This is a genomic window from Streptococcus mitis (genome assembly GCF_026782895.1).
GTDB lineage: Bacteria > Bacillota > Bacilli > Lactobacillales > Streptococcaceae > Streptococcus > Streptococcus mitis_CB.
The window spans coordinates 46,455-60,598 of sequence record NZ_JAKUXJ010000001.1 but is presented as its reverse complement, the minus strand read 5'-3'; the positions used below and the strand labels follow the sequence as shown (position 1 = coordinate 60,598).

The following is a 14,144-nucleotide window of genomic DNA, read 5'->3' as shown; positions in this document are numbered from 1 at the left end:
TTACAGATATAGTATAACAAAATTCACTCATTTATGCAAAGGTTTGCATTAACTTTCTAGATTTTATCCTTACTTATGGTTTCCATAGACCTGAAGCATCTACATAGTAGCGGCCTCCATCAACTCGCTCATTTTTAGCCATTTTACCATCTGATTTCAAATAGTAGTTTCCTTGCCATGCATTGCGAGCATAAGAACCATCTGATTTCAAGTAATACCAGGCTTGATAAGAAGAGTCATAAACCCACTCACCTTGTGCCATTTTACCGTTTGATTTAAGGTAATAAGCTCCTTGCCATGCATTTTTTGCATAAGAACCATCTGATTTCAAATAATACCAAGCTTGATAAGAAGAGTCATAAATCCATTCACTCTGTGCCATTTTACCATCAGCTTTCAGGTAATAGCTTCCCTGCCATGCATTTTTCACTGGATTTCCATTTCCATCAAAATAGTACCAAGAACCGTCCTGCTTAACCCAACCACTTGCTGTGGATGAAGTTGTATCAGTTTGAGTTGTAGCCGCTTGTTTTGCTTTAAAAGCACCCTTAGGAGCATTTTTCAATTCGCAAGCCACACCATCATGATCGCGGTCTAACTTGGCAGAATAACCAGGTTCTCCCTCGTGAATATCTGCGTATCCATTCGCCCAAGCTTCTTTACAACTAGAAAAATGAATGTTTTCTTCTGCTAACACAGGTTGTGAAAACAAGGCTAAGACTGGCAAGGTAGCCAGACTCATTTTTAAAAATAGACGTTTGTTCATTTCTTTCTCCCATAATTATGATATCGTTTTCAATATTATTTTATCAAACTTATTTCAGCAATTCAAGGAAACTTCTGGTATTTTCTACAAACTCCTTTGGTTTTTCCTTATTCAAGACATGAGGACCGTCAGGGATGATCTGGAACTGGGAATTTGACATCAGTTCTTGAATAGCTTTCATTGAACTAAGATTTGGCTTATCCTGACTACCACAAATTAACAAAGTTGGATAGGGACAATTCTTTGCAATCTCCCTTAAATCAAGTGTTTTTAATTCTTCGGAAACTCTAACCATAAGAGCCTTATCTGCTCCCTGTTTTTCAAACACCCTTTTGGGAAGTAGTTTAAAAATCAGCAACTGAATGTAAAAAAGGATATTGCCCGCCACTTTCAATGGACAGCCTGACAAAACCAAGGCCTGAAGATTTGGTAAATCGTAACTGGAAAGTTCTAGTGCCAGAGCAGCACCTAAGGACAATCCAATCAAAACAAAAGGTTCTGTCTCTTTTGATAAATACTGATAGATGCGCTCCTTGGCTTCTTGATAGGTAGCAACTCCGGAAGGAAATAACTCTAGGGCTTCAGAAGGATAATCTACAAGCAACTCTTGCACTTCTTGCCAACTATCTGCTGACTGGCCTAATCCATGTAAAAATATTAGTTTCATTTAGTTCTCCCTTACTGACAATTCATACAAGCCCCTGACTGCATTACAGCCATAAATAGCTTCTGCTCCCTTCAAATCTTCTATGGTCAAGGCTCTCTCTTCTACCTGTCCTGTTTCCAGCAAGAGCTGACGGTAAATTCCTGGCAAGATTCCCAGTCGGATAGGCGGTGTGTAGAGTTTCCCAGAAATTTTCAGAACCAAATTTCCGATAGAGGTTTCAAGAAGTTCTCCAGACTTATTATGGTAAATGATCTCTTGCTCCCCTATGCTCAAATGCGGTCGGTGAGTCGTTTTGAAGTAGATAAAGGCTTGTTGCAAATTGGCTTCCTGAAGGCAAAGTTTGGCCTGACAAAAACTTGGACTAAGAGCTGTTAATACTTGACGATCTACTTCTATCTCTCCAGACTTGTCGAGAGAAATATGCAAGCGGTAATCTTGATTAGCATCACAAGCCTGACACTCTTCCTCTATCTTTTGTTTCAAGTTTTCTGAATCAAATGGAAAGGCAAAATACCGACTAGCTTTTCTCAGCCTTTCTATATGTTGTTCTTCAAACAGCAAGTTCTTCTGGCTGATTTTCCCTGTAGTAATCAGTTTGAAACGAGCTTGTTTACGATAAAGAACTGCCGCCTTTTGATGAACCTCACGGTATTCAGACTCCCAAGTGCTATCCCATGTAATGCCTCCGCCAACTCCATAGATGGCTTTCCCTTGATGCAGTTGAATGGTCCGAATAGCAACATTGAAAATTCGTCGTCCATTTGGAAGCAGGAGACCAATCGTTCCACAGTAGACTCCGCGCGGTTGTGGCTCCAAGTCCTTGATGATTTCCATAGTCGCAATTTTCGGAGCTCCCGTTATGGAACCACAAGGAAATAGAGAACGGAATATCTCTACAAGGTCAACATCCTCTCGCAACCAACTCTTGATGGTCGAAGTCATCTGCCAAACCGTTGAATACTGTTCCACTTGGCAAAGACGCTCTACATGCTCACTCCCCACCTCAGAAATACGGTTCATGTCATTGCGCAAGAGGTCCACAATCATCATATTTTCAGAGCGATTTTTAGAATCCTGCTCCAACCAACTGGCCTGTTCAAGATCTTCTTGGTCAGTTACCCCACGCTGAGTCGTTCCCTTCATTGGTCGTGTTGTCAACTCGCGGTCATTTTGCTCAAAAAAGAGTTCTGGACTCATGGAAATCACTGCCATCTCGTCATGTTCAACATAAGCATTGTAGCCCGCCTCCTGCTCTACTACCATACGATTGTAGATGGCAAAAGGATTGGCACTTAATTTTTGCTTGAGTTGGACGGTGTAGTTGACCTGATAGGTGTCCCCCTGCCGCAAATGATGGTGAATCTGAGCAATCGCCTTTTCATAATCTGCTTCAGACGTCACTTCCTGCCAATTTGAAGGCAAATCAACCTCATCATAAGTCAGGGGAATAGGAGATGTCTCCACCCTATCGTGAACAGTAAAGTAAAGCAAATACTCGTCCAGTAAAGGAGCTTTATGAACTGCTAATTTCTCCTCAAAAGCAGGTGCAGCCTCGTAGCTGACATAGCCCACCACATAGTAGCCTTGCTCTTGGTAGCTTTCCACTTGTACCAGCAAATCTGCCACTTCTGCTACATTTCTCGTTTTCAACTCTTTAATAGGCTGGGTAAAGGTGTATCTCTCGCCCAAAGCCCTAAAATCAATCACTGTTTTTCTATGCATATCTTAAGTATAGCACAAAATAAGAAAACCCTCATCCGCAAAGCAGATGAGATTGTTTTTAGTCCCGTCACGTATCTTCTGATTAGAGAAAAAACTCTCCTAGTAGCTATTTTGCTCTAGGAGAGTTTTAAGAATAATATTATCTACTTAGTCTCAAAAAAGGAGTTGCAACTGTTAGAAATCGTTACTGATTTTCTAATTTGTCTTCTTCATCTTCTTTTCGACGACGAGCAATAAGACCAAAACCAAGTATCGCACTAGCTGTTGCTGCAACAATTGCTGTTATGGATTCTGTTGTACCTGTATTTGGAAATTCTCTAGCCACTACACGCTGATTAGTAGCTACTTGCTGATTCTCATTTTCAAGTTGTGAGATAGTAGATGCTACACTATCTTTCACTTTAGCTTTGGCTTCATCAGTTTTCAATACTTGGTCTATTGCTTGTTTTTCCTGTGGTTTTTCTTTAGAAGTTGGATTAGCTGAGTTTACATGAACTCCAGCACTTGCTCCAACTGCCGGTCTAATTTGTGCAATCGGATTGACTGAGTTCACTTCCTCAATACCAGTTGACTTAGCTTGGTCGACTGTTGCATTCGTTGTTGCTTTGTCGATGGCTGCTTTCGCTGCGTCAGCTTTAGCTTTCGCGTCTGCTTTGGCTGCAGTTTTCTCTTCATCTGTTAAGTCTGTACGTCCGTCTATCTCGGCAGTCTTAGCTTTAAGAACTTCGTCGATGGATTTCTTAGCTTCTGACTTTGCTACTGCGTCTGGATTTACATTATTTACTTCTCTTGTTCCAGTCACCTTAGCTTGTTCTACTTCCGCATTTGTTGTTGCGTTGTCGATTGCAGTCTTCGCTGCGTCAGCTTTTGTTTTTGCTTCTGCCTTAGCCCCAATTTTCTCTTCTTCTGTTAAGTCTGTGCGAGAGTCTATCTCGGAAGTCTTAGCTTTAAGCGCTTCGTCGATGGATTGCTTAGCTTCCGTCTTCGCTACTGCCTCTGGGTTTACTGAAGTCACTGCTGTGATTCCAGTTGCCTTAGATTGGTCGACTTCTGCATTCTTTGTTGCTTTATCTATGGCTGATTTTGCTGCGTCAGCCTTATCTTTTACTTCTGCTTTAGCCGCGGTTTTCTCTTCGTCTGTTAAGTCTGTACGAGAGTCGATTTCATCAGTCTTAGATTTAAGCGCTTCGTCGATGGCTTGCTTAGCTTCTGTCTTCGCTACTGCCTCTGGGTTTACTGAAGTCACTGCTGTGATTCCAGTTGACTTAGATTGGTAGACTTCTGCATTCGTTGTTGCTTTATCTATGGCTGATTTTGCTGCGTCAGCTTTGGCTTTTGCATCTGCTTTGGCTGCAGTTTTCTCTTCATCTGTTAAGTCTGTACGAGCATCAATTTCGGCAGTCTTAGCTTTCAAAGCATCGTCGATGGCTTGCTTAGCTTCTGTCTTCGCTACTGCTTCTGGATTTACTGAAGTGACTTCTAAAGTTCCGTTAGTTTTAGCTTGGTCGACTGCTGCATTCGTTGTTGCTTTGTCGATGGCTTCTTTTGCTGCGTCAGCCTTAGCTTTTGCTTCTGACTTAGCAGCAGCTTTCTCTTCATCTGTTAAGTCTGTACGTGCGTCGATTTCGTCGTTCTTAGCCTTCAGAGCTTCGTCGATGGCTTGCTTAGCTTCTGTCTTAGCCACTGCACCTGGATTTACTGAAGTGACTTCTGCAATTCCAGTTGACTTTGCTTGGTCAACTTCTGCATTGGTTGTCGCTTTATCGATAACTTCTTTTGCTGCATCGGCCTTAGCTTTTGCTTCTGACTTAGCAGCAGTTTTCTCTTCGTCTGTTAAATCTGTACGAGCGTCTATCTCGTCGTTCTTAGCTTTTAGGGCATCATCGATGGCTTGCTTAGCTGCTGTCTTAGCTTCTGGTTGTGGATCTACTGCTTTTACTTCTGTTATTCCAGTCACCTTAGCTTGTTCTACCTCCGCATTTGTTATTGCGTTGTCGATGGTTGCTTTCGCTGCGTCAGCTTTGGCTTTTGCATCTAATTTAGCCACAGTTTTCTCTTCGTCTGTTAAGTCTGTACGTGCGTCTATCTCAGCACTCTTAGCTTTAAGAGCTTCATCGATGGCTTGCTTAGCTTCCGTCTTCGCTACTGCTGCTGGAGTCACTGAAGCTACACTTGCTGCCCCATCGTTTTTAACTTGAGTTACTGCATCGTTTGTTGTTGCGTTGTCGATTGCAGTCTTCGCTGCGTCAGCTTTTGTTTTCGCGTCTCCCTTAGCTGCAGTTTTCTCCTCATCTGTCAAGTCTGTACGAGCGTCTATCTCATCAGTCTTAGCTTTCAAAGCTTCGTCGATGGATTGCTTAGCTGCTGACTTAGTCAACGCCTCTGGATTGACTGAAGTGACTTCTGTTGTTCCAGTCACCTTAGCTTGTTCTACTTCTGCATTTGTTGTTGCGTTGTCGATGGTTGCTTTCACTGCGTCAGCCTTAGCTTTTGCTTCTGACTTAGCAGCAGCTTTCTCTTCATCTGTTAGGTCTGTACGAGCGTCGATTTCATCATTCTTAGCTTTCAGAGCTTCGTCGATGGATTGCTTAGCTGCTGTCTTCACTACTGCTGCTGGAGTAACTGAAGCTACACTTGCTGCCCCATCGTTTTTAGCTTGAGTTACTACATCGTTTGTTGTTGCGTTGTCGATGGCTTGCTTAGCTGCGTCAGCTTTCGCTTTTGCGTCTTCCTTAGCTTTGGCTTTTTCTTCTGCTGTTAAATCGTTATTGGCATCAATTGCGTCGGTCTTAGCTTTCAATGCATCATCGATAGCTTGTTTTGCCGCTGGCTTCGCTTGCGCTGTTGGATTTACTGAAGCTATACTTGCTGCCCCATCGTTTTTAGCTTGAGTTACTGCATCGTTTGTTGTTGCGTTGTCGATTGCAGTCTTCGCTGCATCAGCTTTCGCTTTAGCGTCTGCTTTCGCCGCAGCTTTCTCTTCATCTGTCAAGTCTGTACGAGAGTCTATTTCATCAGTCTTAGCTTTTAAGGCATCATCGATGGCTTTCTTAGCTTCTGGCTTCGCTTCTGGTTGTGGATCTACTGCTTTTACTTCTGTTATTCCAGTCACCTTAGCTCGGTCTACTTCCGCATTTGTTGTTGCATTATCGATGGCTGCTTTTGCTGCGTTGGCCTTAGCTTTTGCTTCTGACTTAGCCGCAGCTTTCTCTTCATCTGTCAAGTCTGTACGAGAGTCAATCACGTCGTTCTTAGCTTTAAGCGCGTCGTCGATGGCTTGCTTCGCAGTCGGTTTTGCCACTGGCTTTGGAGTCACTGAAGCTACTGATGCCGTTCCTGCAGTCTTAGCTTGTTCCACTTCTGCGTTTGTTGTCGCATTGTCGATTGCTTCTTTCGCTGCATCAGCTTTTGCCTTAGCTTCTGCTTTGGCTTTAGTTTTTTCTTCAGCTGTTAAATCATCATTCGCATCTATTGCATCTTCTTTTGCTTTTAATGCATCATCTATTGCCTGTTTGGCTGCTGGTTTTTTAGCTGCTTCTGGACTAAACGAGTTCACATCACTTAAACCAGATACACTATTTACATCTACTTTAATGTCTGTATCTGCTGCATCGATTGCGTCTTTTGCCTCATTAGCTTTATTTTCTACTTCAGCTTTTGCTGCAGTTTTCTCTTCAGTTGTTAAATCATCTCGAGCATCGATTTCTTCTATTTTCTTCTCTAGAGCTGCATCAATTGCTTTTTTAGCCTCTGATTTCTTAACTGGTTCTGGACTAAATGAATTTACATCACTTAAACCAGATATACTATTTACATCAACCTTAATATCTGTATCAGCTTCATCGATTGCTTTCTTAGCTGCATCGGCTTTAGCTTTAGCTTCCTCCTTAGCTGCTAATTTTTCTTCTGCTGTTAAGTCATTATTCGCATCAATTTCTGCTTCTTTTGCCTTTAGTGCTTCATCTACAGCTTTTTTAGCCTCTGGTTTCTTAACCGCTACTGGATTCAATGAGTTTACATCTGCTACCCCAATAGTTTTTGAATTTTCAACGTCAGCATTTGTTGCCGCTTTATCAACTGCTTGTTTTGCCGCTTCTGCTTTAGCCCTAGCTTCTTCTTTAGCTGCTATTTTTTCCTCAGCTGTCAGATCATCTCGAGTATCGATCTCTGCTTCTTTGGCTTTAAGCGCATCTTCTATCGCTTTCTTAGCTGCTGGCTTAGCTTGCGCTGTTGGATTTACTGAAGATACACTCGTTGCTCCAGCGTTTTTAGCTTGAGTTACTGCATTATTTGTTGTCGCATTGTCGATTGCAGTCTTCGCTGCGTCTGCTTTGGCTTTCGCTTCTTCTTTAGCTGCTGTTTTTTCCTCAGCTGTCAGATCATCTCGAGCATCGATTTCTGCTTCTTTGGCTTTAAGTGCATCTTCTACTGCTTTCTTCGCCTCTGGTTTCGCTACTGGAGTTGGAGTCACCGAATCTACCGATGTTGCTCCATCATTTTTAGCTTGTTCTACCTCATCATTTGTTGTCGCGTTGTCTATTGCTGTTTTCGCTGCGTCGGCTTTGGCTTTTGCATCTGCTTTAGCTGCAGTTTTCTCTTCGTCTGTTAAGTCGTTGTTCGCGTCAATCGCTGCTTCCTTAGCTTTTAATGCATCGTCGATTGCTTTCTTAGCTGCTGGTTTGGCTACTGGAGTTGGAGTCACTGAAGATACACTTGCTGCCCCATCATTTTTAGCTTGAGTTACTGCATCGTTTGTGGTTGCGTTGTCGATTGCAGTCTTCGCTGCGTCGGCTTTGGCTTTAGCTTCTTCCTTAGCTGCTATTTTTTCCTCAGCTGTCAGATTATCTCGAGCATCAATCGCGTCATTTTTAGCTTTTAGGGCATCGTCGATTGCTTTTTTAGCTGCTGGTTTTGCCACTGCTGTTGGATTTACATTATTTACTTCTGTTGTTCCATTAGCCTTAGCTTGGTCTACTCCCGCGTTTGTTGTCGCATTATCGATCGCTTGTTTCGCTGCAGCTGCCTTGTCTTGCGCTTCTTGCTTAGCTTTGGCTTTTTCTTCGTCTGTTAAGTCATTATTTGCGTTGATTGCTGCTTCCTTAGCTTTCAGCGCATCTTCGATGGCCTTCTTAGCAGCCGGTTTAGCTGTTGGTGTTGGAGTGACTGATGATACACTTGTCGCTCCGTCGTTTTTAGCTTGCGTTACGGTATCGTTTGTGGTTGCATTGTCAATTGCAGTCTTCGCTGCGTCGGCTTTGGCTTTCGCATCAGCTTTCGCTGCAGTTTTCTCTTCGTCTGTTAAGTCGTTGTTTGCGTCAATTGCTGCTTCCTTAGCTTTTAATGCATCGTCGATTGCTTGTTTAGCCGCTGGCTTAGCTTGCGCTGTTGGACTTACTGAAGATACACTTGTCACTCCGTCGTTTTTAGCTTTCTCAACTGCATCGTTTGTTGTTGCGTTGTCGATGGCTTGCTTAGCTGCGTCTGCTTTTGCTTTCGCATCAGCTTTCGCTGCAGTTTTCTCTTCGTCTGTTAAGTCGTTGTTTGCGTCAATTGCTGCTTCCTTAGCTTTTAATGCATCGTCGATTGCTTGTTTAGCCGCTGGCTTAGCTTGCGCTGTTGGACTTACTGAAGATACACTTGTCACTCCATCGTTTTTAGCTTTCTCAACTGCATCGTTTGTTGTTGCGTTGTCGATTGCTTGTTTCGCTGCGTCGGCTTTGGCTTTTGCATCTGCTTTAGCTGCAGTTTTTTCTTCGTCTGTTAAGTCATTATTGGCATCAATCGCGTCATTCTTAGCTTTCAATGCGTCATCAATTGCTTGTTTTGCAGCCGGTTTAGCTGTTGGTGTTGGAGTGACTGATGATACACTTGCTGCCCCAGCGTTTTTAGCTTGAGTTACTGCATCGTTTGTTGTCGCGTTGTCAATTGCTTGCTTCGCTGCGTCAGCTTTCGCTTTGGCGTCTTCCTTAGCTTTGGTTTTCTCTTCAGCAGTCAAATCGTTATTGGCATCAATCACATCGTTCTTAGCTTTCAATGCGTCATCGATGGCTTGTTTTGCAGCCGGTTTAGCTGTTGGTGTTGGAGTGACTGATGATATACTTGTCGCTCCGTCATTTTTAGCTTGTTCTACCGCTGCGTTTGTTGTTGCGCTATCGATTGCTTGTTTAGCTGCATCGGCTTTGGCTTTGGCGTCTTCCTTAGCTTTGGCTTTCTCTTCAGCAGTCAAATCGTTATTGGCATCAATCACATCGTTCTTAGCTTTCAATGCGTCATCGATGGCTTGTTTTGCAGCCGGTTTAGCTGTTGGTGTTGGAGTGACTGAAGATATACTTGTCGCTCCGTCATTTTTAGCTTGTTCTACCGCTGCGTTTGTTGTTGCGCTATCGATTGCTTGTTTAGCTGCATCGGCTTTGGCTTTGGCGTCTTCCTTAGCTTTGGCTTTCTCTTCTGCTGTTAAGTCATTGTTGGCATCTATTGCTGCTTCTTTTGCTTTTAATGCTTCATCGATGGCTTGTTTTGCCGCTGGCTTCGCTTGCGCTGTTGGTGTCACTGAGTCTACACTTGTTGCTCCATCAGCCTTAGCTTGTTCCACCGCTGCATTTGTTGTTGCTTGATCAATTGCTTGTTTTGCTGCGTCTGCTTTGGCTTTCGCATCTTCTTTAGCTTTTGTTTTTTCTTCTGCTGTTAAGTCATTGTTGGCATCTATTGCTGCTTCTTTTGCTTTTAATGCTTCATCGATGGCTTGTTTTGCAGCTGGCTTCGCTTGCGCTGTTGGTGTTACTAAAGATACACTTGTCGCTCCATCAGCCTTAGCTTGTTCCACCGCTGCATTTGTTGTCGCCTTGTCGATTGCAGTCTTCGCTGCATCGGCTTTGACTTTCGCGTCTTCCTTAGCTTTGGCTTTTTCTTCAGCAGTCAAATCGTTGTTGGCATCAATTGCGTCGTTCTTAGCTTTCAATGCGTCATCGATGGCTTTCTTAGCTGCTGGTTTGGCTACCGGAGTTGGAGTCACCGAATCTACTGATGTTGCTCCGTCGTTTTTAGCTTGCGTTACTGCATCATTTGTTGTCGCCTTGTCGATTGCTTGCTTCGCTGCGTCAGATTTGGCTTTTGCATCAGCTTTCGCCGCAGTTTTTTCTTCGTCTGTTAAGTCATTGTTGGCATCAATCGCGTCGTTCTTAGCTTTCAATGCGTCATCAATTGCTTGTTTTGCAGCTGGTTTGACTACCGGCGTTGGAGTCACCGAATCTACTGATGTTGCCCCAGCGTTTTTAGCTTGAGTTACTGCATCGTTTGTTGTCGCGTTGTCGATCGCTTGTTTCGCTGCGTCGGCTTTGGCTTTCGCATCTTCCTTAGCTTTGGCTTTTTCTTCAGCCGTTAAATCGTTATTGGAATCAATCGCGTCATTCTTTGCTTTCAATGCGTCATCGATGGCTTGTTTTGCAGCCGGTTTAGCTGTTGGTGTTGGAGTTACTGAAGATATACTTGTCGCTCCGTCATTTTTAGCTTGTTCTACCGCATCGTTTGTTGTCGCGTTGTCGATTGCTTGCTTCGCCGCGTCTGCTTTCGCTTTCGCGTCTTCCTTAGCTTTTGCTTTTTCTTCGTCTGTCAAATCGTTGTTGGCATCAATTGCGTCATTCTTAGCTTTTAATGCGTCATCGATGGCTTGCTTCGCTGCTGGTTTGGCTACCGGCGTTGGAGTCACCGAATCTACTGATATTGCCCCAGCGTTTTTAGCTTGAGTTACTGCATCGTTTGTTGTCGCGTTGTCGATGGCTTGCTTTGCTACATCTGCTTTGGATTTTGCGTCTTCCTTAGCTTTGGATTTTTCTTCAGCAGTCAAATCGTTATTGGCATCAATCTCTGCTTCTTTTGCTTTTAACGCTTCATCAACTGCATTTTTTGCGTCAGTTTTCTTTTGGCTTGCTTGCGGATTAACGCTTTCTACATCAGCAACGCCTGTAGTTTTCGCATTATCTACTGTTGAGTTTGTTGTTGCAGTATCAATATTATTTTTAGCCGCTGTTGCTCTTGCTTGTGCATCTGCTTTTGCTGCTTCTTTTTCTTCAGTTGTTAAATCATTTCTTGCATCAAGTTGTGCTTCTTTCGCTTTAAGTGCATCATCTATTGCTTTCTTAGCCACTGGTTTCGCTACCGCTGTTGGCGTTACTGAACTTACACTTGTCGTTCCTGCCGTTTGGGCTGAGTCCACTGCTACGTTTGTTGTAGCATTATCGATTGCTGTTTTTGCTGCATTCGCTTTTGCCTGTGCATCTGCTTTTGCTGCATTCTTCTCTTCTGTCGTTAAGTCGTTATTCGTATCGATGGCTGCTGCTTTCTCTCTTAAAGCTGTATCAATAGCTGCTTTTGCCGTATCTTTCTTAGTTACTACCGGGTTATCATTGCTAATCACAGTTGTTCCTGATGTTTTCGCATTATCTAATGCTGCTTTTGTCGTTACCGAATTATCATTAATCGCTGTTAAAGCTTTTGTCTTATCGGCATTAACTTTTTCGATTGCTGCTGCTTTTTCTTCCGCAGTTGCATTTGTATTTGAATTAATTTCCGCAATTTTTTTGTCTGCAGCTGTATTAATTGCATCAATTGCAGGTTGTTTATTTAAACTCGTGAACTCTGATAAAGGTTTTGTATCAGTTGAACCATCTTTATACATTACAACAAGATTTCCATTAGCATCTTTTGTAATCGTAGAAATTCTTGACGCTTGAATTTCTACAGCTTGTCCTCTTTTACTTGTAAGATTTGCATCATCGTTAGTTTGAGAGTATTCAATTTTTACTTTTTCTTTAATTTTTTCAAATTCGTCAGCCGTAACATTCGCTGGATCTACTACACTAACTGTTCCTTCTGGAGTCTTAATATCATATTTAGTAGTTTGATTTTTTACAACAAACTCAACATAACCTTCAATTTTTTGACGTTCTGCAGGATTTGTAGTAGCATTGATTCTTCCATCAAAAGGTGCACTTTCTCCATTATTATCATCTTTAGCAACGATTACACTCGTCCATTTTTGGTCAGCTGTAAGGTTAGTAGTTCCAGTCATTTTAATCGTTGCGGTTTTCTTATCTTCAGAAACAGAACCTTCTCCACTTGATAGAGCACTGTCTGTCACTTTCCCAACTGCTAAACCATAACTAGTTGCGTTATTGTAGTTAACGTCACCAGGACCACGAAGTTTTAGATCTTTAATCTTAGATTCATCCCTTGCAGTGAATGTCAGATCTGTCTCTTCTCCAGAATAGATATAAATATTTCTGTTTGCTTCGTTTGAATACGGTAGATTAACAACCGGCGGAATATTTTTTTGTACAATTTCCCCTACCGGTTTTGTCTTCGTAGAACCATCTGTAAATGTCACAACGATATTATTCCCAACGATATTAACCGATTGGATAACATCCTCAGGATGTTCTACCAAAGTTCCACGTTTATCAGCAAATCGTGCATCTTCGTTCGTTGTTGAATATTCTAATTGAATACTATCTTTGATTTTCTTTAAATCTTCTGCTGTAGGATTTGTCAAACTAGTTACAGAAATCTTTTCATCTGTAGGTTGAGATCTTAAGGCGTATTTTTTTGCTTGAGATTTTAACACTAAGTAGAAATACCCTGGGTCTGCAATACTATCACCTTTTTTAAGATTCTCTCTACCTTGATCATCAACCACCTGAATATAACGAGTACCCACGTTAAGTGTTTGGTTTTCTTGTTTTGTATAATCTCTGTGTTTTTTCAGTATATCGTTTGGACGACCTGTAATAACAATTTTCGCAGGATTTGCTTGACTCGCCTCCGATGTTACCCCTGCCGTTTCAGCACGATTTATTACAGTAGCTGTAAATCCAAATTCAACATCCAAGTCATTATCTGTACCTGCAACATTAGGGAATCTTTGTCTAGATCCTTTCTTAATCGTTGCATAGCGAATTTTTCCAGTTTCAGAATAAACTGGAATTTCTAATGAAAAATGCTCTTCGTTATAGATATAGATTTTCTTCTCATCTGGTATGGAGAATGTAAAGTCTACCTTTGGATCTTGATTGACAGCTGCACGGAATGTTGTATCCTTTTCAATTTCACTTCCATTGCGCGGATCATTGGCACCAGTATTTTCAATCGCATTTGATTCTGATGGTTTTTCAGTATTCTCAGCTTTGATACCAACTGTTTCTTTACCCTCAGTAGTATCTGTTGAGACAATTTCTTTTTTCTCAACCGGCTTATTTCGTAATTTTGAGTTAACAGTAGTAACCAGTTTTTGATAGGCACTCGTCAATTCTTCTTGACTGTTTGCGCTCGCTAAAGTTGCTTTGGCATTAGCTAACTCAGCAGCTAGACTCGCTACACTTTCCTCTGTCTTATTAGCGTAGGCTCCACTTGAAATCTTACCTTCAATTTCACCAATATAATTTGCAAGTTGGCTTTTATCTAATTCTGGTTTACTAATTTTTGGCTCACTGATTTTGGACTCACTCTGATTTTCAGCCTTCTCCCCACCTGATTGAGCCAACTCTACTTTACTAGAAGACTCTTCAGTTACTTTCAATTGTTCAGCTGCAACTGCTCCATTTCCTAAAAACATTAAAAAGGCAGCAACCGCTACACTCGCTGCACCAAAACTATATTTACGAATGGAGAAACGCATGATTTTTTCTTTTCTCTGATTCTCAAGGGACTTATCAGAAAGCTTGTTCTTCATTTATAATATTTCCTTTTCTCTTATCTGTATACACATTATATTATATTAAATTTTATGCGTATTTACAAATTACTTTATATTTCATTTTATAATTTTTAAGCTATTTTTGCAAGTTGTTTGAACTAGAACAGAATCCATAAAACAAAGCCCTGCCTGACATTTCATTTACTTTTTTAAAATCTATTTTTCCAGTATTTTAGTTATAAATATATTCAATAATTATACTGGTACGTGAACATTTAAGAACTGCAAGAACATCAAAAAAG

The 14,144-nt window shown here is 41.8% G+C and carries 3 protein-coding genes and 1 pseudogene; all 4 read right to left on the bottom strand.

Annotation, left to right across the window (positions count from 1 at the left end):
- Positions 1–79: 79 nt before the first annotated feature.
- Positions 80–766, bottom strand: a pseudogene (locus tag MK480_RS00230) (excalibur calcium-binding domain-containing protein); the annotation flags it as partial.
- A 49-nt stretch (positions 767–815) separates the two neighbouring features.
- Positions 816–1,433 carry an alpha/beta fold hydrolase gene (locus MK480_RS00225; protein ID WP_261011070.1) on the bottom strand — a complete coding sequence of 206 codons (618 nt, stop codon included), beginning with the start codon at positions 1,431–1,433 and terminating at the stop codon, positions 816–818.
- On the bottom strand, positions 1,434–3,155 hold the full coding sequence (gene pabB / locus MK480_RS00220; protein ID WP_261011071.1) for an aminodeoxychorismate synthase component I: 1,722 nt from the start codon (positions 3,153–3,155) through the stop codon (positions 1,434–1,436).
- A gap of 184 nt (positions 3,156–3,339) precedes the next feature.
- Entirely contained in the window at positions 3,340–13,878 is a 10,539-nt protein-coding gene (locus MK480_RS00215) for a sialic acid-binding adhesin (RefSeq protein WP_268707021.1), read from the bottom strand.
- Positions 13,879–14,144: the final 266 nt, after the last annotated feature.

What these genes read in the sequence shown, in the direction of transcription:
- MK480_RS00225 (WP_261011070.1), bottom strand. Translation starts at nt 1,433, where the DNA reads ATGAAACTAATATTTTTACATGGATTAGGCCAGTCAGCAGATAGTTGG.
- pabB (WP_261011071.1), bottom strand. Translation starts at nt 3,155, where the DNA reads ATGCATAGAAAAACAGTGATTGATTTTAGGGCTTTGGGCGAGAGATAC.
- MK480_RS00215 (WP_268707021.1), bottom strand. Translation starts at nt 13,878, where the DNA reads ATGAAGAACAAGCTTTCTGATAAGTCCCTTGAGAATCAGAGAAAAGAA.